Source organism: Streptomyces sp. NPDC058650 (genome assembly GCF_042717315.1).
Classification (GTDB): Bacteria; Actinomycetota; Actinomycetes; order Streptomycetales; family Streptomycetaceae; genus Streptomyces.
Genome location: NZ_JBHXRL010000001.1, coordinates 746,523 through 770,473 on the forward strand (window position 1 = coordinate 746,523; position 23,951 = coordinate 770,473).

The window sequence follows — 23,951 nt, forward strand, 5'->3', positions numbered from 1 at the left end:
GGAACGGCTTGGAATCGGACCCCCCTGTCTATTAACGTTCGATAACGCAGCGCGGTCGTCACAACCGTCGCAAGAGACGGCACCGTGCGCACGCGCCGAATCCTGAAAAGGAACCGGGGAACCACTACTTGGGGTGAATCGGGCCCTTCGCACCCGTGCGACCGCGCCCGTAGGAGACCTTCCTGCTCCGAACCCGTCAGCTAACCCGGTAGGCGAGAAGGAAGGAAAGGAGCGCGCCTTCGTGGCGTCCAACACTCCCGCACCCGAAGCACCCTTCGATGCCTTCGGTGGTGGTGCGGGTCCTGCCGCTCCGGACACCGAGTGGAACCCCACCGAGGGATCCCTCCGCGCCGAGAGCCGCTCCGGCGGCCGGCACCGGGTCGTCAAGCAGCGTTCCAACTTCGCCCGTTCCTCCACCGTCCTCGGCGTCGGCGTCATCGCGGCCGTCGGTGCGGGCGGGCTCGCCACCGCGCAGGAGAAGCCGCCGGTCGCGATATCGCTCCCGGACCTCCCCGACCTGAACCTCCCGGCGGCCGAGGACCTCCCCGGCGTCGGCGCGCTGTTCACCGACGACGCGGACGACGCCGACCAGCGCATCCGGGACACCATCGAGGCGACCGGCGGCAACCCGAACCCGCTCACCGCCGCCACGTACGTCACCCCGGCCGGCGAGAAGACGAACGGCACCGCCGCGACCGCCCGGACCACCCAGGCCGGTTACACCACGCAGACCGGGACCGCCGAGACGGCCCCGACCGCCCGGGTGGCCGACGCGGGCGAGATCCTGCGCGCCCGCATCCTCCAGCAGGCCGAGCAGCAGCAGGCCTCCGCCGACGCGGCCGAGAAGCTCGCCGCCGAGAAGGCCGCGGCCGAGAAGGCGGCGGCCGAGGCCGAGGCCAAGGCCGATGCGGCGGAGAAGGCGGCCGCCGAGGCGAAGGCCAAGGCCGAAGCGGAAGCCAAGGCCAAGGCGGAGGCGGAAGCCAAGGCGGAGGCCGAGCGGAAGGCCGCGGAGGCCGAGGCCGAGCGCCTCGCCCAGCTCGCCGCCAGCTACTCGATGCCCCTCTCCTCGTACTCCCTCAGCGCCACCTACATGCAGTCCGGCTCGATGTGGTCCTCCGGCTACCACACCGGTCTCGACTTCGCCGCCCCCACGGGCACCCCGCTCAAGGCCGTCCACAGCGGCACGGTCACGTCGGCGGGCTGGTCCGGCTCCTACGGCTACCGGGTCGTCCTGGAGCTGGAGGACGGCACCGAGGTCTGGTACGCGCACCTCTCCTCCATGACGGTCGGCGCGGGTCAGACCGTGACCACCGGCGAGACGATCGGCCGCGTCGGCGCCACCGGCAACGTCACCGGCGCCCACCTCCACATGGAGGTCCACACCTCCGGCGGCGACGGCATCGACCCGGCGGCCTGGCTCCGCTCCAAGGGCCTGTCCATCTGACGCTCCGGGGTCCGACGCCTTGACGTCCGACACTCCCGGGCCTTGCCCGGAATAGGCCCGGCGGTGCGGAGGGTTGATCAACCCATGACTTCTCTCCGCACGCTGGGCTCCTCCGATCTGCACGTCTTCCCGCTCGCCCTGGGCGGCAACGTCTTCGGCTGGACCGCCGACGAGGCACAGTCCTTCGCCGTCCTCGACGCCTACGCCGCCGCCGGCGGGAACTTCGTCGACACCGCGGACGCGTACTCCGCCTGGGCCGAGGGCAACGAGGGCGGCGAGTCCGAGACCGTCATCGGCCGCTGGCTCGCCTCCCGCGGCAACCGCGACGACATCGTCGTCGCCACCAAGGTCGGCGCCCACCCCCGCCTCAAGGGGCTCTCCGCCACCACCATCAAGGCGGGCGTGGAGGAATCGCTGCGTCGCCTCGGCACCGACCACATCGATCTCTACTACACGCACTTCGACGACGAGTCGGTCCCGGTCGAGGAGATCGTCACCGCCCTCGACCAGCTCGTCAAGGACGGCAAGGTGCGGGCCGTCGCCGCCTCCAACATCTCCCCGGAGCGGCTGCGCGCCTCCCTCGACTTCGCGGAGGCCGAGGGCCTCGCCCGGTACGTCGCGCTCCAGCCGCACTACAACCTGGTCTCGCGCGACACCTACGAGGGCCCGCTCCTGGAGACCGTCGAGGGCGCCGGGCTCGCCGCCGTCCCGTACTTCGGGCTCGCCTCCGGCTTCCTCACCGGCAAGTACCGCCCCGGCGCCACCGTCGACAGCGTCCGCGCCTCCGGGGCCGGCGAACACCTGGACACCGAGCGGGGCCGGGCCGTGCTCTCCGCGCTCGACGCGGTCGCCGAGGCGCACGAGGCCGAGCTCGCCACCGTCGCCCTCGCCTGGCTCGCCTCCCGGCCGACCGTCGCCGCGCCGATCGCCTCGGCCCGTACGGTCGAGCAGCTCCCGGCCCTGGTCGCGTCCGCGGAGCTCACCCTCACGGAGGCCGACCTGACGCTCCTCACGGAGGCCTCGGCCACTGCCTAACTGCGGTACGGGTTGTAGCCGCTGTAGTCCAGGTACTGCGGCGGCGCCCACACCCGGCCGCTCGCCCGCGCCGCGTACGTGAGCGAGGGGGAGGCGACCGCCCGGCGCTGCCAGAGGTGGTGCAGGAGCTCCTGCTCCCGCGCCGGGAAATCGGGCCCGGCCGTGCCGCGCCGGGCCCGGTCCCGGAGGAACGCGAGGGTCGTCGCGAAGGACTCGTACTCGCCGACGGCCCGCGCCGCCTGCGCGCCGTACGTCCGGGCGGCGAAGGCGCGGGCCATCTGGCGGGCGCGCATCGAGGAGAGGGCGAGCGGCTCGTCGGGGGAGAGCCAGCCGGCCGCCGCGTACGCCGGGAGCGTCCCGGATATCGTGCGCAGCTCGCGCTGCCGGCTCCACACGGCGAGCCAGGTCAGCAGGCCGAAGGCGGGGACCATGAAGCAGCCGTACACCACGTAGAAGGCCAGGGGGCCGCCGAAGGTGGCGGCGCCGTTCCAGGCGGCGTGCATGCCCATGGCGAGCAGCAGTCCGGTGATCGGCAGCAGTACCCGCCGGATCCGCTTCCTGCGCGGCGCGAGCGCGGCGAAGCCGAAGCCGAGGCCGGTGAGCACGGTGAAGAGCGGATGCGCGAACGGCGACATCACGACGCGTACGAAGAAGGTCCCGGCGGTCACCGAGCCGATGCCGGAGGAGCCGAACTCCTGGTCCTCCCCGAAGGCGTTGCCGAGGTAGAGGATGTTCTCGGTGAAGGCGAAGCCGGTCGCGGTGAAACCGGCGGCGACGACCCCGTCGACGAGTCCGCCGAAGTGCCGTCGGCGGAAGAGGAAGAGCAGCAGGATCGCGGCGGCCTTCGCGGTCTCCTCCACGACCGGCGCGATCACCGTGGCGCCGAGGGTGTCCGCCGAGTCCGGGTCGGCGGTGGCCGTCGCGATCCAGCGGATCGCGAAGGAGTTCGCCAGGATCGCGACGAGCGCGGCGGCGAAGGCGCCCCACGCGAAGGCGAAGAGCAGGTTCTTCCAGGGGCCGGGCTCGACCCGGTCGAGCCAGCGGAACGTGGCCATGAGCAGCGGTACGGGGAACACGGCGAGGCCCAGGCCGACGAGGAAGCCCTGGGTGCCGGTCTGCTCGCGGACCAGCGCCAGGATGAACAGGGCGCAGGTCGCGAGCACGGTGATCACGGCGATGGCCCGGACCAGCCGGTTGCGCCAGAAGGCGCGGCGGGGCCGGTAGCGCCACTGGGACCGGTCGGCGGCGGCCGGGAAGGCCGGCTCGTCGGTGTCCCGGTGCGGGACGGGAGCGGTCGCGCGATGCGCCTCGGCTGCTGCTGCGGCTGCTTCGGCTTCGGCGGCGGCTTCGGCTTCGGCGGGGACGGGGTTCGACACGTGAGCGACCCTAACGATCCCCACCGACACCGGGCGAAGGAGTTACGTACTCCGTGTCACTTCCTCCGGAAGAGGAGATCGTGCACGACGTGTCCCTTGTCCAGGCCCTGGCCCTCGAAGCGGGTGACGGGCCGGAAGTCCGGGCGGGGCGAGAAGCCGCCGTCGGCGCGGGTGTTCTCGAAGTCCGGGTGCGCGGAGAGGACCTCCAGCATCTGCTCGGCGTACGACTCCCAGTCGGTGGCGCAGTGCAGCACGCCGCCGGGCTTGAGCCGGGTCGCGAGCAGGCTGAGGAACTCGGGCTGGATCAGGCGCCGCTTGTGGTGGCGGGCCTTGGGCCACGGGTCCGGGAAGTAGACGCGGCAGCCGTCGAGGGCGTCCTTCTCGATCATCTCGCGGAGCAGGATGATCGCGTCGCCGTTGGCCACCCGGACGTTGGTCAGGCCGTTCCGGTCGGCGAGGCCGAGGAGGTTGCCCTGGCCGGGGGTGTGGACGTCCACGGCGAGGATGCCGGTGCCGGGGTCGGCGGCGGCCATCTGTGCGGTCGCCTCGCCCATGCCGAAGCCGATCTCCAGGACGACCGGAAGCCCGTCGAACATCTCGCCGAGATCGAGGACCCGCTTGCCGTCGATGTCGAGGCCCCAGTCGGGCCACCGCTTGAGCATGGCCTCGGCCTGCCCGTAGGTGACGCGGCTGCGGCGCGGCTGGAAGCTCCGGATCCGGCGCTCGTGATGAGCCCCGGCGGGATCGGGGAGGGGCCCCTCACCGGGGGCGAACATCCGACTGCCCCGCCGCGCGACGGGCTGGACGGGGTCGGCGGCGGACTGCGGGCTGTTCTCTGGCTGCTCGGACACAATGTCCGATTCTACGATCGCGGCACTGATGGTGAGGGCGGCGCGGAGGCCCGCCCGGGACGCGGGGCCCGGAAGCGGACCACACGGACGACGAGGCGCCGGGTCCGGGCTGCCGCTGACGGTGGGGTGCCGAGTCCGGGGTGCCGCTGAGCGGGCTGCCGGGTCCGGGGTGCCGCGGACGACGAGGTGCCGAGTGCGCGGTGCCGCTGACGGTGGGGTGCCGAGTCCGGGGTGCCGCTGACGGTGGGGTGCCGAGTCCGGGGTGCCGCTGACGACGGGGCGCCGGGTGCGCGGTGCCGCTGACGACGAGGTGCCGGGTGCGCGGTGCCGCTGACGACGAGGTGCCGGTCCGGGTGTCGGCGGCGCGGAGCTGCCGCCTCGGGGGGCCGGGGGCGGAGCCCCCGGGAAGAAAAACTCCCCCTCCCTCCCCACCAGCCCCCGGCAGGGTTTCGGGAAGGGGCGGGGTGGGGGCTACGACAGAGGTCGGGCCGCAACCCCCCGCCCCGTCCACCACCCGCGGAGCTACAACCGCGCCAGCGCCCGCCGAGCCACCTCCCGCCCGATCGGCAGCGACGCCGTCGCCGCCGGCGAGGGCGCGTTCAGCACGTGGACCGTCCGCGCCGCCTCCCGGATCAGGAAGTCGTCGACCAGCGTCCCGTCCCGCAGCACCGCCTGCGCCCGCACCCCCGGCGCCGCGCGCCGCAGGTCGGACTCCTCCACCACCGGCAGCAGTCGCCGTACCGCCTCCGTGAAGGCCCGCTTCGACAGCGAGCGCCGCAGCTCACCCGCCCCGTACCGCCAGTGGTCGCGGGCTATCGCCCACGACCCGGGCCAGGCCAGCGTGGCGGCCAGCTCGCGCGGGCGGACGACGGACCAGCCGTATCCCTCCCGGGCGAGCGCCGGCACCGCGTTCGGCCCGATGTGGACGCCGCCGTCGATGCCCCGGGTCAGATGCACCCCGAGGAACGGGAACGCCGGATCCGGCACCGGATAGACCAGACCCCGCACGAGCGAGGGGTCCGCCAGCTCGTAGTACTCCCCACGGAAGGGGACGATCCGCATCCCCGGATCGTCGCCCGCGAGCCGCGCGATCCGGTCGCAGTGCAGCCCGGCGCAGTTCACCAGGACCCGCGCCTGCACGATCCGCCCGTCCGCCGTCCGCACGGCGACGCCCCACGGTCGCCGGTCGATGACGGTGACCTCGGCCCCGTACAGGATCCGCGCTCCCGAGGCCTCCGCGAGCCGCCCGGCGACGGCCGTGTAGTCGCAGATGCCGGTCGTGCCGACGTGGATCGCGGCCAGCCCCCGCACCCGCGGTTCGTACTCGCTGATCTGCGCCGGGCCGAGCTCCCGCACCGGGATGCCGTTCTCCCTGCCGCGCTGCACGAGCGCGTGCAGCCGGGGCAGCTCGTCGCGCGAGGTGGCGACGACGAGCTTCCCCGTCACCTCGTACGGAATGCCCCACTCCGCGCAGAACTTGACCATCTCGGCCGCGCCCTCGACCGCGAACCGCGCCTTGAGCGAGCCGGGCCGGTAGTAGATCCCGCTGTGGATCACCCCGCTGTTGCGGCCGGTCTGGTGCCGCGCGGGGGCGTGCTCCTTCTCCAGGACCGTGACCCGCGTGCCGGGGGCGGCGCGCGTCAGGGCGTACGCCGTCGACAGACCGACGATCCCGCCGCCGATCACCAGCACGTCACAGTCAAACACCGGCGCCACCTGTCACCTCCCACCCCGATAGTGCACTGGCCCACTGACAATCCCGCGAAACCTCGCGAGAGCTCACGAGACGCAGGTCACGTGGATCGGAGCCGGTCCGGCGGATCAGGGCCTCTCCGGCCGATCGGGGCCTGTCCGGCGGATCAGGGCCGGATGGGCCCCGGGCCGGGGCCGGGCGTCACACCGGCGCGACCAGCAGCGGCCGGGCCCGCTCCCGCAGCTCCATGACGCGCGGCTCGTCCCCGTACGGTTCGAGCCGGTGCAGCAGATCCCGTACGTACTCGGTCGTCCGCGCCGAGGAGATCCGCCCCGCCACCTCCACCGCGCGCGTGCCCGCCGCGCAGGCCGCGTCCAGATTGCCCGACTCCAGCTCGGCGACGGCGGAGACGACGAGCCGCAGCCCGTGCGAGCGGACGAAATCCTCGGTCGGCCGGGAGAGCGCCTGCTCGGTGAAGCGGCGCACCTCGCGGGGCGCCTTCAGGTCCCGGTAGCACTCGGCGGCGTCGGCGCAGAACCGGTCGTACGAGTAGAAGCCCAGCCAGGTGGGGTCGGCGTCGCCCGCCCGGGACCGCTCCAGCCACCCCTCGGCGGCCTTCAGCGCGGCCGCGGCGGCCGGCCCGTCGCCGGCCTTGGCGTGCGCGCGGGCCTCGACGAGCCGGAAGAAGGACATGGTGCGGGCGGTGGCGAGCCCCCGGTTCCGTTCGAGCGCGGCCTGAGCGAGGTCGACGCCCTCGTCGGCGAAGCCCCGGTAGGTGGCCTGGAGGGACATGGAAGCGAGGACGTACCCGCCGAGGGGCACGTCGGCGGCGGCGCGGGCGAGCCGCAGGGCCTGGATGTAGTAGCGCTGGGCGGCCTCCTGCTGGCCGGTGTCGAAGGCCATCCAGCCGGCCAGGCGCGTGAGCTCGGCGGTCGCCCCGAAGAGGGCGCGGCCGACCTCGTCCGAGTACGAGCCGAGCAGCAGCGGTGCCGCGTCCACGCGTAAGCACTCGGGCACCATCGACGAGCGCCAGTCCCCGCCGCCGTACTTGGAGTCCCAGCGCCGCGCGTCCTCGGCGGCCTCGCGGAGCTTGGCGACGTCGCTGTGGCCCACGCGCGCGTGCTCCGCGGCGGCCGTGGCGGCGGAGCCCGTGCCCTCCCCGCCGGGGCCGGAGCGGGGCGCCTCGCGCTCCACCGACGGGTCGGCGGGGGTTATCAGCCAGCGGGACGCGGGCGTCGCGTACGCGCTCACGGCGAAGGAGCCGGCCAGCGACTGCCAGATGCCGCCACCGCCGGCCCGACGTCCGGCGAGATCCAGCCGGTACAGGTCGGTGGCCGAGCGGACCGCCTCGCCCACGTCGCGCGGGAAGGCGAGCCCCACCTCGGGCGCCGGGTCGGCGTCCGCGAGCCCGATCTCGTGCAGCGGCACGGGCCGGCCGAGCTTCTGGCCGATCGCGGCGGCGATCAGGTGCGGGGCGGCGCCCTGCGGCACCATGCCCTTCGACACCCACCGGGCGACCGAGGTCTTGTCGTAACGAAGCGTCAGACCCCGTTGTGAACCGAGGTCGTTGACGCGCCGGGCCAGCCCGGCGTTGCTGATTCCCGCGAGGGCGAGAACCGTGCCGAGCTTTTCGTTCGGCCCGCGTTGCTCCCTGGACATGACGCCACCCCTCGACACCACAGACGGCCGCCACGACGCCGGGCATAGGCGTGCGGCATTCGTAAACACAGCGTAGTTCGCCGCATCCCTACCGTTAAGGGGCGGTGTTCCGGATGGCGGGATTGTTGTGTGAACGGTCGGCACCGAGGGCCACAGGCCCGCCCCGTGCTCCCGCCGTGTGGCCGTGCGCCCGGCCGTGCGCTCTCGTACGGTCGGCGGGGGGAGCGCTTCCATGGTCGGTGCGTGGGTCGGCCCGCTCGGCCGGGAACGGTGTCCCGGACCAGTGGGCTGGGGGACACCGCCGCTCTGCTCCCCGCGGGCGGCGGACGGCGCCGGGAGGCGGGAGCGCCTCCCGGGCTGCCGGTGACGCATGAGGGCCGGGGGTGCGCCGGGCAGACGCCCGGACGCCTTCGGGACCCGCAGGGGAGGGTCGATATTTGGCCGAATGACACCGGTTCCCAACTGGCCCATGCCAGGGGCGCATTCGGCTTTCGTACGCGTGCGCCCGGACTCCGCCCCGTGCGCCGTTGTCGTGGCAGCATGGCCTCCACCGGAACGGACGTGGAGGCGCCGATGCGATGGCTGGTGGGCTGGAGCAGTGTCGCCGCGAGCTTCGCAACGACCGCGGGGGCGCGGGCGGGAGCGGTGAACGGCGGCTACGACTCCACGAGGGGCTACGACTCCACGACGGGCTACGACGCCGGCGCGACCGGCTACGCGAGCTCCGGCACACCCGGCTACGCGACCTCCGGCGCCACCGGCTACGCCGGCTCCGGCGCGACGGCGTCCGAGGGGCGCACGGTGCAACCGGTGGGCGCGCAGCTCCTCTGGGGCGACCCCGACCCCCTGTGGGCGGTCGGCGACTGGCGCCCCGACGAGGTGCGGGTGGTGGCCGTCGACGACCACACCCGCCTCGCCGTGCTCGGCTGCTGCTCCGCCACCGACGAGGAGCTACGGGTCGGCCTGCTCACGGCGCGCGGGGGCGCACTGCGGCATCTGACGGCGTGGCCGGGCAGCTACACCGCCGTCGTCAAGGCCGGCCGCCGCGTCACCGTCACCGGTGATCTCGCGGGCGCCCGGCCGGTGTTCCACACCCCGTGGGCCGGCGGCACCGCCTTCGCGACCGCCGCCCTGCCGCTCGCCGACCTCGTCGAGGCCCAGCTCGACATCGGCCACCTCGGCGCCCTGCTCGCCTGCCCCGAGACCCCGGAGGCGCTCCGCGACTCCACCCCGTACGAGGGCGTGCGGCGGGTTCCGCCCGGCCACGCGCTGATCCTGCGGGAGGGATCGCGGGAGATCGCCGGGTACGAGACGGTGGCCTCGCTCGCGGTCGCGGCGGCCGAGACCGACGCCCGGCAGGCCGTCGAAGGGGTACGGGACGCCCTGGTCGAGGCCGTCAGGGCCCGGCTCACCGCGCCCCGGCACGCGCCCGAGGCCCCGCTGCCCGACCCGGGCCCGGTCCCCGGGATGGGGCCGGCCGACCGGCGCGCGGCCCGGGGCGGCGGCCCGGCGGCCGGCATCGGCGCCGACCTGTCCGGCGGCAGCGCCTCCGGCACGATCGCGCTCCTCGCGGCGGGGCTGCCGGGCCGGCCGGGCACGATCCTCGGCCACGGTTCGGGCGCGGGGGAGCGCCTGCTCGCGGTCACCTTCAACGACCTGGCGACCCGGGCCGGTTCGGACCGCGAGGACGAACTGAAACGGGCCGGGGAGCTCGCGGCCGACCCGCGCCTGCACCACGTGGTCGTCGCGGCGGGCGAGGAGGCGCTCCCGTACGCCGTCCTGGACGGGCCGCTCACCGACGAGCCGGGTCCGGCGCTGGTCACGGCGGAACGCCACCGCAGGCGCCTCGCGGGCGGCAGCGCCGACCACTTCACGGGCATGGGCGCCAAGCAGGTCCTGGACGCGCACCCGGCGCGCCTCGCCGACCTCCTGATGGACCGCAGGCGCCGCTCCCTGGTGCGCCCGGTGGCGGCGCTCGCCAAGGCGTCGGGCGCGTCGGCGGGCGCGCTCCTGGTGCCGCTGACCGTGTACAGGGCGGCGCGGAAGCTGGCCCGTACCCCGTACCGGACGGGCCTGGAGGCGGCGGCGCGACGGGTCCAGGAGGCGAACCGCGCGGCCCCGGACGGCTTCGGCCCCCTGGAGGCCTCGCTCTCCGCGCTCACCTGGTCGAGGCCGGGGCCCGCGGCGCGCTGGATGACGGGGGAGGCGCTGGCTGAAGTATCGGTTCGCCTGAACCGTGCGGCGACGCTTCCCGCCTCCGTACAGCGCCCGGGCGAGGCACGCGCGCGTGCCGCCCTCGCCCGGGCGGCGGCCGACCACCGGGTCCTGGAGCAGGCGGCCGAGATCCGCGGCCAGCGCCTCCACGCCCCGTTCCTCGACAACCAGGTGGTACGGGCCTGCCGCGCGCTCCCCGAATCACTCCGGGTCCAGCCGGACGCCCGAGCAAGCATCCTGCGGACGGTCCTCACGGGCGCCGGCGTCCACGACCTCCCGCCGGGCTGGGGCGCACCCCACCCGGCGGTCCCGGCCGCAGCCACGCGCGCGGGCCTGCGCGCCGCGCTCCCCCACCTCCTGGCGCTCTTCGACGCCCCGCTCCTCGCGGACGCGGGCCTGATCGAGGCCCGCGTCGTCCGCGAGGCGCTGTGCGCGGCGGCCGACGGCGCCCCCATCCCCCTGGACGGCCTCGCCGACCTGGTCTCCACCGAACTCTGGCTCCACCGCCTCCTCGCCCGCCGAGGCTCCTGCTGGACGAACACGACAGAACCCCGCGCCCACCGAGCGGTCCAGGGCCCACTGATCCCGGCATCGAGGTCACTGCCGGCGTGAAGCCGGGCGACGGCTCCCTGGTGAAACGTCACAGCACGCTCGCTTGAGTGAACGTGTTCCAGTCCCCGCCGCGGTACCCGTCCTAAGCTGAGAGCCTCGCACCGAGCGAAGGAGGTCCAGCATGGCGATGCCGCTGCCGGTTCCTGAAGACGCGTTCTCCGAGGGCATCCCCGACCGCGAGGGCATGAGTGTTCCGGAGGCCTTCGAGCTGTTCAGTGCGCTGGCCCCTAAGGGCTGGCGTGTGGAGCTGATCGAAGGGGAGATCTGCGTGGTACCTCCGGCCAACGGCGAGCACGAGGAGATCGTCTCGGAGCTGAGCGGTCAGGTCCGAGACCACGACAAGGGCGTCGGGCGCTACACGGGCATCGGTCTCAGGCTGCTCGGATCCGTCGAAACGGTCCGTGTCATTCCGGACCTCGTCATCGCTCCGAAGGGCAGCTTCGACGACCAGCAGGAATGGCACGGCCCCGACGCCGTCCTCCTCGTCGCCGAGGTGACCTCCTACTCCACGGCGAGCCGCGACCGCGTCCAGAAGATCCGGGCCTATGCCCGGGCCGGAATCCCCGTCTACCTCATGATCGACCGCGAGGCAGGCGAGGCCGTCGTGTGCTCCGAGCCCTCAGGGGACGACTTCGGCCACAAGTCCATCCACAAGCTGGGGACAGTCGTCCCACTGCCCTTCCCGCTCGGCTTCGCCCTGGACACCTCGCAGTTCTGACCACCGTGCTCTGAGGGGCCCACCCGGGTAAACCCCGAGGCGCGCCCCGAGCCCACCGGACACAATGAGCCGGTGCGGTATCTCATCCTCGGCACCACCGAGGCCCTCGACCCCCGCGGCACCCCCCTCCCCCTCGGCGGCGCCCGCCTGCGCGCGCTCCTCGCCGCGCTCGCGCTGCGCGGCGGACGGGCCGCCTCGACCGCCGAGCTCGCCGACGACGTGTACGGGGACGACCCGCCGCAGGACGCGCCCGCCGCCCTGCAGGCCCTCGTCGGCCGCCTCCGCCGGGTCCTCGGCGCGGAGGCCGTCGTCTCGACGCCCGGCCCCGGCTACCGGCTCGTCGCCGGTCCCGACGACATCGACCTGTACGTCTTCGAGCGCCGCGTCAGGGACGCGGGCGCCCGCCTCGACAGCGGCGACCCCGACACCGCCGCCACCCTCCTCCGGGAAGCCCTGGCCCTCTTCCGGGGCCCGGCCCTCGCCGACCTCCCCGCCCCGGCGGGCGTCCGGCCCAAGGCCCAGCGGCTCGCGGCCCTGCGCCGTCGCGTCGAGGCCGATCTGCGCCGGGGCGCCACCGACGGACTCGTACCGGAGCTGACCGAGCTCACCACCACGTACCCGTACGACGAGGCCTTCCACGCCCACCTCATCCGCGCCCTGCGGGCCGAGGGCCGGCACGCCGACGCCCTCGCCGCGTACGAGTCGGCCCGCCGCACCCTCGCGGACGCCCTCGGCGCCGACCCGGGCCCCGAACTCACCGCCCTCCACCACGAACTCCTCGCGTACGTCCCCGAGCCGCAGCCCGAGTCCAGGCCCGGACCCCAGCCCCAACCCCAACCCCAGCCCGGGCCCCAGCCCCAGCCCCAGCCTCAGCCCGGGCCCCAGCCCCAGCCCGATGCAGAGCGACGCCACGCCGCCCACCCCGCCGACGACCCCACCCCCGGCAACATCCGCCCCCGCCTCACCTCCTTCGTCGGCCGTGAGCCCGAGATCGCCGCCCTCCAGGGCGATCTGACCCGCTCCCGCCTCGTGACCCTCACCGGGCCCGGCGGCTCTGGCAAGACCCGGCTCGCCGAGGTGGCCGCCCTGCGCTCCGTCGGCCCCGCCGCCTGGGTCGCCGAACTCGCCCCGCTCGACGACCCCGAGGCGCTCCCCGGCGCCGTGCTCTCCGCGCTCCGCCTCCGCGAGATCAACCTGATCAGCCGCGACGGCCTGCCCCTCCAGGACGATCCGACCGCCCACCTCGTGGAGCACCTCGCCCGCCGTTCCCTGCTCCTCGTCCTCGACAACTGCGAGCACGTGATCGGCGCGGCCGCCGCCCTCGCCGAGACCCTCCTCACCCACTGTCCGGGGCTCCGCATCCTCGCCACCAGCCGCGAACCCCTCGGCGTCCCCGGCGAATCGGTCCGCCCCGTCGAGCCCCTCCCGCCCGCCCCGGCCCACCGGCTCTTCGCCGAGCGCGCCCGCGCCGTACGCCCCACCTTCGACCCGGCCGCCGACGCCGGCTCGGTCGACGAGATCTGCCGCCGCCTCGACGGCCTGCCGCTCGCCATCGAACTGGCCGCCGCCCGCCTCCGGCTGCTCACCCCGCGCCAGATCGCCGACCGCCTCGACGACCGGTTCCGTCTCCTCACCTCCGGCTCCCGCACGGTCCTGCCCCGCCAGCAGACCCTCCGCGCGGTCGTCGACTGGTCCTGGGACCTGCTCGAACCCGCCGAGCGCACCCTGCTCCGCCAGGTCTCCGTCTTCGCGGGCGGCTGGGACCTCGCCGCCGCCGAGGCGCTGGCCCCCGGGGCGGCCGACACCCTCGGCGCGCTCGTCGACAAGTCGTTGGTCGTGGCCGCGCCCACCGACGAGGGCGAGATGCGCTACCGCCTCCTGGAGACCATCCACGAGTACGCCGCCGAGCGCGCCGCCGAGACCCCCGCCCTCCTCGCCGCCACCGGCGCCGCCCACACCGCCCACTTCACGGCCCTCGCCGAGGAGGCCGAGCCGAAGCTGCGGTCCGGGGAGCAGCTCCCCTGGATCGACCGGATCGAGCGGGACCTCGACAACATCCGCGCCGCGCTCCACCGGGTCCTCCTCACCGTCCCCGACGAGGCCGCCGCCCACCGTCTGGTCTTCGCCATGGGCTGGTTCTGGTGGTTGCGCAACTACCGCCCCGAGGGCCTGACGTGGGTCGAGCGCGCGCTCGCCCTCGGCGAGGACCCCGACGACCCGGCCGACCCCCGGTACTGGCCGCGCATGCACCTGCGCATGCTCCACTTCTTCCTCGCCGTCGAGAGCCACACGGCCGCCCACTACCGCGACGACCCCGACACCCTCGCCCTGGTCGGCCGGGTGCGCGCCGCGTTCGGCGCCGAGCCGGGCCCCGAGGGCGCCCGCTTCCCGGGCATGCTCTGGCCGTTCACCGCGTACCTCACCGAGGAACCGGCGCGGATCCGCGCCCTGCTGGACTCCTCCGTCGCCAACTGCCGCCGCCACGGCGGCGACTGGGAGGTCGGCGTCAGTCTGATGTTCCGTACGCACCTGGTCGTCGACCTGCCGGGCGGCATGTCCGGCGGCGTCTCCGGGGTCGACGAGGACCTGGCCGAACTCCGCGTCCTCTCCCGGCGGGTCGGCGACCGCTGGATGGGCGCTCAGATCGCGAGCGCCGCGGCCGAGGCGAACATGATGCGCGGCCGCTACGAGGAGGCCGGCGAGGCGTACGAGGAGGCCCTCGGCCTGGCCCGCGAGGTCGGCGCCCATGCCGAGACCCCGTTCCTCGTCGCCCGGCTCGCCGAACTCGCCTACCGCGCCGGTGACATGGAGGCCGCCGTGAAGGGACTCGAAGAGGCGTCACGGGAGGCCGAGCGCCACCACGTGCGGGACACCGAGATGTTCGTGTGCTTCCTGGGTGCCGCCATCGCCTTCCACCTCGGCGACGTCGAGGCGGCCCGTGCCCGGCTGGAGACGGCGGGCAGCCTGGTCGACACCGGCCCCGCGCCACCGCACTTCGCGGCCGTGCTGGCCGGACTCGCCGCCCGCGTCGAGGCGTACGAGGGCGCGGGCGCCGCCGCCACGGCCTCCGCCGCCGACGCGCTGCGCGCCGCGCGGGACGCCCAGTGCGCGGACCTCATCGTGGCGGCGCTCGGCGAGGGGCTCGCGGTCACCCTGGCCGAGGCGGACGAACCGGCCCTCGCGGTGACGGTCCTGGCCGCCGTCGACTCCTGGCGCCACGAGCTGCCCCGCTCGGTCCCCGAGCTGCGGGAGGCCGAGGAGGTGACGGCGCGGGCGCTCGCAGCCCTCGGCGCCTCCCGCCTCGCCGCCGCCCGCGCAGCCGGCACGGGCCTCGGCCCCGACGACGTCCTGGCACTCGCCGCCGCCTACACCGGTACGGCGCCGCCGGAGGGACCGGAGCGGGTCAGGAGCAGCTGATCCGGGACTGCGCCCAGTCGGCGACCGCGGCCCGGCCGAAGGGCGTGTGCTCCTCCACCACGAGCCGGATCGTGGAGCGGCCCGTGATGTCGACGTGCACCGGGAGCGGCGGGTCGCCCGCCCGGACCACGTCGGAGCGCCAGAGCCGCGCGTCGTCCCCGTAGACGGAGAAGCGGACGCCGGCCCCCTGGCCGAGGAGGGCGCTGATGTCGTCGATGCCGACGATCGCGTCGTAGGTCGTGCACTGCCGGTTGAGGTTGACGAGCAGCGAGGACGGCGCGTGCACGCTCACCCCGTGGGCGTACGGGGTGCCGCCGATCGAAGGGCTGTTCCGCGGCCACATCCAGCTGCTGTCGGAGAGGGACACCTCGGGCTTGGTGCCGTCGCCGAAGATCCCGTACTCCAGCTCGTTGACCTGGTAGACGACGGGCGGCGCGGGCGGAGGCGGCTTCGGAGACGTCTTCTCGGGGCTGGGCGTCGGCGTCGGCGTTGGGGTGGGCGTCGGAGTCGGCTTGGGACTCGGCGTCGGAGTCGGCGTGGGGCTCGGCGTGGGGCTCGGCTTCGGGGAGGGCTTCGCCGGGCTTGGCGTCGGGGTCGGCGTGGGCGTCGGCGCCGGAGTCGGGGTCGGAGTGGGCTTCGGCGGATCGGACGGTACGGGCGGAGGCGGCGGTACGGGCGCGGGCGTCGGCTTCGCCGGGGGAGCGGGCTCCGGTGGTACGACGGGGGTGACGACCGGCCGCGTGGGCTTGGGCGCGGCGACGGGCTGCGGATCCCCGGCCATGGCCCAGACGAGCCCGGCGGCCGCGGCGACGGCCAGACCGGCCGCGATGCCGGCCTTCGCGGGCATGCCGAGCCCCTCGGCGGCGGCACCGCCCGAGGCGGAGCCTCCGGAAGCTCCGCCGGACGCGCCGGAGGCCGCGGCGGCGGCTCCCGCGCCTGCGGCACCGACGGCACCGCCCGCGACGACACCGGCGGCCTTGAGGGAGTACCCGGCGGCGAACCAGCCGATGACGGCGACCGGCAGCAGCGCGGGGATCCCGGCGTTGACATGGGCCAGCTCACCGGCGGCGAGCCGGCACTTGGCGCACTCCTCCAGGTGCTTGCGCAGCCCGCGCTCGGCCCGCATCCGCAGACCGCCGCGCGCGTAGGCGCCGAGCCGGTCCGCGTACCGGGCGCAGTCGCCGCCCGAGGTGAGGGCCTGGCTGACATGGGCCTGGAGGTAGGCCTGCTTGAGGCCCTCGCGGGCCCGGCTGGCGAGGACGGCCGTGGCGTTGGCGGTCAGTCCGAAGAGCGGGGCGACCTCGCTCGGCGACTCCTCCTCGACGGTGGTGTGCCACAGCACGGCCTGCCAGCGCTCGGGCAGCGAGCGGAAGGCCTGCATGGCGAGCGACTGCTCGGCCTCGTGCATGGCCCGTACGTCGGCGCCGAGGTCCATCGTGTCGTGGTCGGAGACCTCGGAGGAGCGGGAGGCCTCCGCCGCGAAGAGGGCGAAGTCCTCGACGAGGTGCTCGCGCTTCTGCGTCCTGGCCCAGTTCGCCGCGACCCGCCGGACGGTGGTCATGAGGTAGGCGCGCACGGCCTGTTCGGGCCCGGCCCCGCCGCGCACCGCCTGGAGGGTGCGGGCGAAGACCTCGGCGGTGAGGTCGTCGGCGGTGTGCGCGTCGCGGCAGCAGGTGCGCGCGTACCGCCGGACGGCCTCGGAGTGGCGCCGGAACAGCTCCTCGTACGCGGAGCCGTCGCCGTCCCGCATGAGCTGGACGAGTTCGGCGTCGGAGGGCGGCAGTTCGAGGGGCGGCGGAAGGACCCCGCCCGGCTCGTCGGCGGACTCGTCTCCGACCTGGTCCGCCTCGGCGGCGGTCACCCCCGCGACGCCCCCGGCCCCGGCACCGGAAGCGGCACCCGGCCCGGCTCCCGCCTTGCCCTCGCGCTGCTGTGGAACGCTCGCCTCGACGGTCCCCGCCCCGATCGGCGGCCCGCTCAGGGGCGCATCGGAGACGCTTCCCGGGCCACCCTGGCTCGGCACCTGGCGGGGAGGCGGACCACCGGTCTCCGCGCCGCCGCCGCTGTCCAGCGGATCGTCCCGACCGTCACCGCTCATCGCGGAAGCCCCCGTACGCACGCCCAGACCCGAACACCGGCCAAGACTGCCACAGAGCGCGGGCACGCCGAAGCGACGCGTCCACTTACCACTCGTCCGGGGCGACTTCCCGTATCCGGGCGTAACCGCTCACACGTTCGTGCGATGCGCGTTGGTCCGCCCGGAGCACAGCAAACACCCCGCACCACAAGGGCGCCCGGCGCTACCGGGAGCGCAGCCCCTCGAGCAGGATGTCGAGGAGCCGCGTCGAGGCGGCCGCCTGCTGCGCCGCGTCCGGCAGGGCCGGAGCCGCGGTGGCGATGACGAGCAGCACGTCGGCCACGGTCACGTCGGCCCGCAGCTCGCCCGCCTCACGCGCCCGGTCGACGAGCCGACCGACGACGTCGAGCAGCTCCGCCGACCCCGCGTCGTCCCGCTCCTCGGCCGGCACCGCGCGCGGCGCGATCACCCGCGCGTCGGGATCGGCGACACCCCGCTGGTGCGGCACCCGGGCAGCGTCCTCCGCGGCGTCCGCGCCGACCGGCCCCGAGGGGTCGTCGACACCCACCCGCAGGACCTGCGGCGGCAGCAGCCGCCCCGCACCCGAGGCCACCGAGGTCCGCAGGAACCGGGAGAGCGCCGACCACGGCTCGTCCTCCTGGCCCAGCGCGGCCCGCGCCTGCTCGGTCAGCCGGGAGGTCTCCTCCTCGGCTATCCGCCGCACCAGCACGTCCTTGCTGGGGAAGCGCCGGTAGACGGTGCCGACGCCGACCCGGGCGCGGCGCGCCACGTCCTCCATCGGCGCCCCGTAACCGAGCTCGCCGAAGACCTCGCGCGCGGCCCGCAGCACGTGCTCCAGATTGCGCTGGGCGTCCACCCGCAGCGGAGCGGACCTGCCGCCCGCCATCGGGGACACCGCCCCGGCGCCCTGGCCGTCGTCGGCGGTCGCCGTCCCGACGACCGACTGCCACCGTGAATCCTGAATATGCATAAGCGTTCCCCCGCTCATGATGTCTCCCCCCGGAGACTCCCCGCCCTGGCACGGGGCTTCCGGTCCGTGAGCGCTTCGGTCCACGCGCTCCCGTCCGACACCCCGATGAAGTACGAACATAGTTGAGTCCGGGTCAATTCAGAAGGGGGAGTTCCGTACGGTGCGCCCCCCGATCGGAGCAAGGCCCGGAAGACTCCCGATTCCGACCCCGCGACCCACCCGTCCCGCCCGCTGTGACCTGCACCGTTCACCCCGCACCCCGCGCACGCGCCACCCCGCGCCTCCGTACCCCTCCGGTCACACAATTTGTCAGGCCTGTGGACAAACAACGGACGGCGTTGCGTCATGGGACAGTGACCGAACCTGCGCGCATTCTCGTGGTCGGCGGTGGCTACGTCGGCATGTACACCGCGCTGCGCCTCCAGCGGCAGCTCAGGGCCGAGCTCAGAGCCGGCACCGTCGAGATCGTGGTGGTCACTCCCGATCCCTACATGACGTACCAGCCGTTCCTGCCCGAGGCAGCGGCCGGCTCCATCTCCCCGCGCCACGTCGTCGTCCCCCTCCGCCGGGTCCTCGACCGCTGCCGGATCCTCATCGGCGAGGTCGGCTCGATCGACCACGCCAAGCGGACCGCGGCCCTCTCCACCCTCGCCACCGAGGAGGAGGGCACCGGCGGCATCGAGCTCGCCTACGACGAGCTGGTCCTCGCCCCCGGCTCCGTCTCCCGCACCCTCCCGGTCCCCGGCCTCGCCGACCACGGCATCGGCTTCAAGACCGTCGAGGAGGCCATCGGCCTGCGCAATCACGTCATCGAGCAGATGGACATCGCCTCCTCCACCCGTGACCCCGCGCTCCGCGACGCCGCCCTCACCTTCGTCTTCGTCGGCGGCGGCTACGCGGGCGTCGAGGCCCTCGGCGAGCTGGAGGACATGGCCCGCTACACCACGCGGTACTACCACAACGTCAAGCCCGAGGACCTGAAATGGGTCCTCGTCGAAGCCTCGGACCGGATCCTCCCCGAGGTGGGCGAGGAGATGGGCAAGTACGCCATACGCGAGCTCCGCGGCCGCAACATCGACGTCCGCCTGGAGACCCGCCTCGAATCCTGCGAGGACCGGGTCGCCGTCCTCAGCGACGGCACCCGCCTGCCCACCCGCACCGTCGTCTGGACCGCCGGCGTCAAGCCCGCCCCCGTCCTCGCGGCCTCCGACCTGCCCCTGAACGGACGCGGCCGGCTCCGCTGCACCGCCCACCTCGCCGTCGAAGGCGTCGAGCACGCCTGGGCGGCGGGCGACGCGGCCGCCGTCCCCGACGTCACCTCCGGAGAACCCGGCAAGGAATGCGCCCCCAACGCCCAGCACGCCGTCCGCCAGGCCAAGGTCCTCGCCGAGAACGTCGCCGCCTCCCTGAGCGGCCGACCGCTCACGGAGTACGCGCACGCGTACGCGGGGTCCGTCGCCTCCCTCGGCCTCCACAGGGGAGTGGCCCACGTCTACGGACGTAAACTCAAGGGCTACCCGGCCTGGTTCATGCACCGCGCCTACCACCTCAGCCGGGTCCCCACCTTCAACCGCAAGGCCCGCGTCCTCGCCGAATGGACCCTTTCCGGCCTGTTCAAGCGGGAAATCGTCTCTCTCGGCTCGCTGGAACACCCGCGCGCCGAATTCGAACTCGCCGCCGCACCGCCACCCGACCACGGCGACAAGCCGTCGTCCTGACATCACTGTCAGTGCACTCGTCCACACTGGACGTGTGACCATAGGTGGGCTCACACCTGCACAGCGTGACTCTGCACGGCACCGACACCACGAGGCATACAGATCCGTGAACTTCACCCGTTGGAGCGCCCGGCTCCCCGGCACGCAGCGCCGAGCGGCGCGGGGGACCGAAGGCTCCGTGCCCGCCGCCCGCGGTGAGTACGGGCAGCAGCTGGAGCACGTCGCCGACGCATCCGACCAGGCAACCGACATCCCCGCCCTGGAGGACTTCTCCGTACGGGAGCTCCTCGGCCGTCTCCCCGGCCTGGTCGCCCTCGTGTACGGCCCGGAGCACCGCATCGCGTACGTCAACGACGCCTACGCCGCCGCCTTCGGCCCCCGCCCCGCGGGCGCCACCGTCACCGACACCTGCCCCGAGGCCGAGGACCTCGGTTTGCTGCCCCTCATGGACCAGGTCCTGCGCAGCGGCAAGCCCCGCACGGTCAAGTCCCGCCGGACCCAGGACGGCGGCTCGTACACGGTCACGTGCCTGCCCGTCGACAGCCCCCACATCGAGGGCGGAGTCCTCGTCCACGCCGCCGACGTCACCGACCACGCCGAGGCCGCCGAGCGCCTCCGCGCCAGCGAGCGCCGCCACCGCGAGACCGCCGTCACCCTCCAGCGCTCCCTGCTCCCGCAGGAGCTGGAGCAGCCCGACGACCTGCGGATCGCCGCCACCTACCAGCCCGGCGGCACGGACGCGGCGGTCGGCGGCGACTGGTACGACGTGATCACCCTCGGAGCGGGCCGCACCGCGCTCGTCATCGGCGACGTGATGGGCCGCGGCGTGCGCGCCGCCGCCGTCATGGGCCAGCTCCGCACCGCCGTCCGGGCCTACGCCCGCCTGGACCTGCCCCCGCACGAGGTGCTCCAGCTCCTCGACGGCCTCGCCGCCGAGATCGACGCCAGCCAGATCGCCACCTGCGTCTACGCGATCCACGACCCCAGCGAGGGCAAGCTGGTGTACGCGTCGGCCGGCCACCTCCCGATCCTCGTACGGGACGAGGACGGCACCGTGCGCCGCGCCGAAGACCCCACAGGCCCGCCCCTCGGCACCGGCGGCTGGCTGCACACCTCGGGCTCCATCGCCCTGCCGCCCGGCTCCACCGCCGTCCTCTACACCGACGGCCTCGTCGAGCGCCGCCGCGAGGACATCGACGAGGGCGTCGCGGCCCTCGCCCGCGCCCTCTCCGGCGCCGACGGCACACCGCAGGTGGTCTGCGACCGGCTGCTCCGCGCCCTGGGAGTCACCGCCGAGCACGACGACGACGTGGCCGTCCTCGTCGTCCAGCACCCCTCCCGCCAGGGCTCGGACGCCGAGCTCTTCCACAACGCCGCCCTGGAGCTCCTCGGCGGAGTGGAGGCCGCGCCCCGCGCGCGTGCCTTCGCCACCGGCGTCCTGTCGTCCTGGCGCTTCCCGGTCGAGCTGCGCGACCTGGGCGTCCTCGCCACCAGCGAGCTCGTGGCGAACTCCCTCCAGCACGGCAGCCCGCCCATGCGGCTCCGCCTCCGTCGCACGGACCGCCGGCTGATCATCGAGGTCACGGACGGGGACGACCACCTCCCCCGCCGCCGCAGGGCGGAAACGGAGGACGAGGCGGGTCGCGGTATCTCGATCATCGCGACGATCGCCTCGTCCTGGGGGAGCCGCCGCACACCGGGCGGCGGCAAAGCGGTGTGGTGCGAGTTCGCCCTGCCGAACAAGCCCGGCTAGGCGGCGGCCTCCACCTTCTTCTCCGGCTGGTGCCGCGCGATCACCTTCGACGGCTTGGCGGCGGCGAGCGACGGCTGGTTCTGCTCGGGCGTCAGCTGCCGGCCGAGCCGGACCGCGAGGAACGTGATGCCGAGCGAGAAGAGCACGAAGGTCACGATGTACGGACCGTGCAGCGCGGCCCCCATGGGTCCGCCGACGGCCGGACCGACGGCCAGCGCGAGCTGCTTGACCAGGGCGAAGGCCGAGTTGTACTGCCCGACCATCGACTCCGGCGCCAGATCGGCCACCAGCGGCGCCACGGTCGGCGACAGCATCGCCTCACCGAGCCCGAAGAGCGCGTACGTCGAGACGAACGCCGCGGTCGCCATGGCCTGGCTGCCGTGCCCGAGCCCCGCGTACCCGGCGATGAGCCACGCCACGGTCCAGATCAGACCGACGGCCGCGATCACCCGGGTCCGCTTGCGGCGCTCGACGAACTTCAGCACCAGGAACTGGGCCGCGACGATGACCGCCGTGTTGGCGGCCAGCGCGATCCCGAGCGTCGACGGCTCGATCCCGGCGGCCTCCGTGCCGTAGGCGGCGAGACCCGACTCGAACTGTCCGTAGCAGGCGAAGAAGAGGACGAAGCCGAGGACGCACAGCTGCACCATCGCCTTGTGCCCGAGCAGCGCGCGGACGCCGCCACCCTTGCCGCCCTCGGAGGGACGGGTACCCCGGAACGCGGGGGAGCCCGGCATCCGGACGGTCCCCACGACCGCGGCGAGCACCAGGAACATCGCCGCCTCGATCGAGAACAGCAGGATGAAACTGCCCGGCCGGCTCGTGTCGACGAGCAGGCCGCCGATCAGACCACCGACACCGAGGCCGAGGTTCTGCAGGAAGAACTGCGTGGCGAAGGCCCGGGTCCGGCCCACCGGCGTCGAGCACCAGACGATCATCGTGGCAAGCGCCGGCTGGAGCACGGCCGTACCGGCACCGAGCAGCGCCGCGGCGGCCACGGCCGCCGGCACGCTGGACGCGAAGCCCATGGCGACCGCACCCACGGCGGCCACGACCGACGCCACGAGCAGCACGGGCACCGGCCCGCGCCGATCGATGGTCCGCCCGCTGAAGGGCAGCACCACGAGCGCCGCCATGGCGAAGACGGCGAGAACGATGCCCGCGGTCGCCGCGCCCAGATCCCGCACCTGAGCGACGTACACATAGAGGTACGGCACGGTGAAGCCGAGTCCGAACGCGCTCAGCGCGCTGCCTGCCTGAATACGGCGCATCGCAGCGCCCCTCGCCTTGGTCACACTCACCCACTTCGGTCGCAGGTTCAGAGGTGTAGCCCTGAACCCTGAAGACTTCAACACTAAAGTTAGACCCTTAACAGTACACGCCGAAGGACTTCAACGCCAACGAGACCCGTGGGATACTCCCCGCATGTCCGACAACCCCGAGCGGTCCGGCCCGCAGGCCCCCCAGGAACCGACCCTCGACGAGCAGATCGCCGCCTACCAGCGCGAGTACCGCGACCTCGACCCCCAGGTGGAGAAGGTCGTCTCCGCCCTCGGCCGGCTGAACCGCCGGATGAACGTGGCGTACGGCCGCCAGCTCGCCGACCTCGGCATCAGCAACGCCGAGTGGGAGGTCCTCAAGACGCTGGTCCTCGCCGGAGAGCCCTACCGTCTGGGCCCGGGCGAGCTGGCCAAGCGACTGGGCCTCACCCCGGCGGCGATGACCCACCGCATCGACCGCATGGCGGGCGAGGGCCTGGTCACCCGCGACCGCGACGAGAACAACCGCGTCCGCGTGATCGTCGAGCTCACGGACGAGGGCCGCTCGAAGTGGCTGGAGGCCATGCACATGGCCACGGACTTCGAGGAGGACCTCCTCCAGGACCTCACGCCAGACGAGAAGGGGGTCCTCGGCGAGGTCCTCATCCGCCTCCTGCGCCGCGTGGAGCTCACCCAGCCGGACGCCGGCGGCCGCCTGACGGACCTGGACTGACACCACCACGCGCGGCCACCGGCCGGGGGTTGACACACCCCGGCCGGATGCGTAATGTTCTCCGAGCTGTCACGGAGCCGGAACGGTTCTTCGACAGCCACTCCCGCCGCTGATGCGGCACCTCTACTCAGCACGAACTCCCCACCGGGATGAATTTCGGCATGCCGAAATTCAATTCGAAAGACTCGATTATGAGTCGACGGGGAAATCCGCTAGAGTTTGAGACGTCGGAACGGCCCAACAGCCGGAAAGACAAACCCCGCTGACTGGGGATCAGGCGCCGAAAGGATCTGATAGAGTCGGAACCGCCGGAAGGGCCCGGAGCGAAAGCAAAAGGGACCGGAAAGCACCGAGGAAATCGGATCGGAAAGATCTGATAGAGTCGGAAACGCAAGAACACG

15 protein-coding genes and 1 riboswitch are annotated in these 23,951 nt (G+C 74.0%); of the genes, 8 read left to right on the plus strand and 7 right to left on the minus strand.

Translation table 11 applies throughout. The features are described 5' to 3' along the window. Positions 1–83 precede the first annotated feature (83 nt). A riboswitch (cyclic di-AMP (ydaO/yuaA leader) is annotated at positions 84–230 on the plus strand. Between the two features lie 11 nt (positions 231–241). Together ACFWWU_RS03670 and ACFWWU_RS03675 are read left to right on the plus strand one after the other, a co-directional pair. Then, positions 242–1,444, plus strand: a complete 1,203-nt coding sequence (locus tag ACFWWU_RS03670; RefSeq protein ID WP_384138332.1) for a M23 family metallopeptidase — start codon at positions 242–244, stop codon at positions 1,442–1,444. 84 nt (positions 1,445–1,528) lie between these two features. Continuing rightward, complete coding sequence (locus ACFWWU_RS03675; protein ID WP_384138333.1) at positions 1,529–2,479, plus strand: aldo/keto reductase; 951 nt, start codon at positions 1,529–1,531, stop codon at positions 2,477–2,479. Here ACFWWU_RS03675 and ACFWWU_RS03680 read toward each other — a convergent pair. The 4 genes from ACFWWU_RS03680 to ACFWWU_RS03695 form a co-directional block, all read right to left on the minus strand. Further along, complete coding sequence (locus tag ACFWWU_RS03680; protein WP_384138335.1) at positions 2,476–3,855, minus strand: PrsW family intramembrane metalloprotease; 1,380 nt, start codon at positions 3,853–3,855, stop codon at positions 2,476–2,478. The two genes, ACFWWU_RS03675 and ACFWWU_RS03680, sit on opposite strands and share 4 nt — an antisense overlap. Before the next feature lie 56 nt (positions 3,856–3,911). Then, positions 3,912–4,706, minus strand: coding sequence for a tRNA (guanosine(46)-N7)-methyltransferase TrmB (gene trmB, locus ACFWWU_RS03685; protein ID WP_329622157.1), 795 nt, complete (start codon positions 4,704–4,706; stop codon positions 3,912–3,914). A gap of 522 nt (positions 4,707–5,228) precedes the next feature. After that, a complete protein-coding gene (gene lhgO / locus ACFWWU_RS03690; protein ID WP_384138337.1) occupies positions 5,229–6,413 on the minus strand; it encodes an L-2-hydroxyglutarate oxidase in 1,185 nt (394 codons plus the stop codon). A gap of 187 nt (positions 6,414–6,600) precedes the next feature. After that, positions 6,601–8,058: an MFS transporter gene (locus tag ACFWWU_RS03695; protein ID WP_384138339.1), complete on the minus strand. Its 1,458-nt coding sequence runs from the start codon at positions 8,056–8,058 to the stop codon at positions 6,601–6,603. 540 nt (positions 8,059–8,598) lie between these two features. Between ACFWWU_RS03695 and ACFWWU_RS03700 the strand changes: the two genes are divergently transcribed. From ACFWWU_RS03700 to ACFWWU_RS03710, 3 genes are all read left to right on the plus strand, one after another. After that, the gene (locus ACFWWU_RS03700) at positions 8,599–10,884 is read left to right on the plus strand and encodes an asparagine synthase-related protein (RefSeq protein WP_384138341.1); all 2,286 of its coding nucleotides are present in this window, start codon (positions 8,599–8,601) and stop codon (positions 10,882–10,884) included. Between the two features lie 127 nt (positions 10,885–11,011). Continuing rightward, positions 11,012–11,602, plus strand: a complete 591-nt coding sequence (locus ACFWWU_RS03705) for a Uma2 family endonuclease (protein WP_384138453.1) — start codon at positions 11,012–11,014, stop codon at positions 11,600–11,602. A 72-nt stretch (positions 11,603–11,674) separates the two neighbouring features. Next, entirely contained in the window at positions 11,675–15,019 is a 3,345-nt protein-coding gene (locus tag ACFWWU_RS03710) for a BTAD domain-containing putative transcriptional regulator (protein ID WP_384138343.1), read from the plus strand. Here ACFWWU_RS03710 and ACFWWU_RS03715 read toward each other — a convergent pair. Then, positions 15,006–17,117, minus strand: coding sequence for a sigma-70 family RNA polymerase sigma factor (locus ACFWWU_RS03715; RefSeq protein ID WP_384138345.1), 2,112 nt, complete (start codon positions 17,115–17,117; stop codon positions 15,006–15,008). The genes ACFWWU_RS03710 and ACFWWU_RS03715 overlap by 14 nt on opposite strands. A gap of 202 nt (positions 17,118–17,319) precedes the next feature. Next, on the minus strand, positions 17,320–18,087 hold the full coding sequence (locus ACFWWU_RS03720; protein ID WP_384138347.1) for a TetR/AcrR family transcriptional regulator: 768 nt from the start codon (positions 18,085–18,087) through the stop codon (positions 17,320–17,322). 353 nt (positions 18,088–18,440) lie between these two features. On the opposite strand from ACFWWU_RS03720, the gene ACFWWU_RS03725 reads away from it, so the two are divergent. Both ACFWWU_RS03725 and ACFWWU_RS03730 read left to right on the plus strand, forming a co-directional pair. Next, a complete protein-coding gene (locus ACFWWU_RS03725; protein ID WP_384138349.1) occupies positions 18,441–19,805 on the plus strand; it encodes an NAD(P)/FAD-dependent oxidoreductase in 1,365 nt (454 codons plus the stop codon). Between the two features lie 106 nt (positions 19,806–19,911). Beyond that, a complete protein-coding gene (locus ACFWWU_RS03730) occupies positions 19,912–21,558 on the plus strand; it encodes a SpoIIE family protein phosphatase (RefSeq protein ID WP_384138351.1) in 1,647 nt (548 codons plus the stop codon). On the opposite strand, the gene ACFWWU_RS03735 is transcribed toward ACFWWU_RS03730, so the two are convergent. Next, entirely contained in the window at positions 21,555–22,829 is a 1,275-nt protein-coding gene (locus ACFWWU_RS03735) for an MFS transporter (protein ID WP_384138353.1), read from the minus strand. The genes ACFWWU_RS03730 and ACFWWU_RS03735 overlap by 4 nt on opposite strands. Positions 22,830–22,983: 154 nt before the next feature. On the opposite strand from ACFWWU_RS03735, the gene ACFWWU_RS03740 reads away from it, so the two are divergent. Then, entirely contained in the window at positions 22,984–23,550 is a 567-nt protein-coding gene (locus ACFWWU_RS03740; protein WP_384138355.1) for a MarR family winged helix-turn-helix transcriptional regulator, read from the plus strand. Positions 23,551–23,951: the final 401 nt, after the last annotated feature.

Bases quoted from the DNA above. Each gene is read 5' to 3' on its own strand.
- ACFWWU_RS03675 (WP_384138333.1), top strand. From the start codon at position 1,529: ATGACTTCTCTCCGCACGCTGGGCTCCTCCGATCTGCACGTCTTCCCG.
- ACFWWU_RS03695 (WP_384138339.1), bottom strand. From the start codon at position 8,058: ATGTCCAGGGAGCAACGCGGGCCGAACGAAAAGCTCGGCACGGTTCTC.
- ACFWWU_RS03700 (WP_384138341.1), top strand. From the start codon at position 8,599: ATGGCCTCCACCGGAACGGACGTGGAGGCGCCGATGCGATGGCTGGTG.
- ACFWWU_RS03705 (WP_384138453.1), top strand. From the start codon at position 11,012: ATGCCGCTGCCGGTTCCTGAAGACGCGTTCTCCGAGGGCATCCCCGAC.
- ACFWWU_RS03715 (WP_384138345.1), bottom strand. From the start codon at position 17,117: ATGAGCGGTGACGGTCGGGACGATCCGCTGGACAGCGGCGGCGGCGCG.
- ACFWWU_RS03720 (WP_384138347.1), bottom strand. From the start codon at position 18,087: ATGCATATTCAGGATTCACGGTGGCAGTCGGTCGTCGGGACGGCGACC.
- ACFWWU_RS03735 (WP_384138353.1), bottom strand. From the start codon at position 22,829: ATGCGCCGTATTCAGGCAGGCAGCGCGCTGAGCGCGTTCGGACTCGGC.
- ACFWWU_RS03740 (WP_384138355.1), top strand. From the start codon at position 22,984: ATGTCCGACAACCCCGAGCGGTCCGGCCCGCAGGCCCCCCAGGAACCG.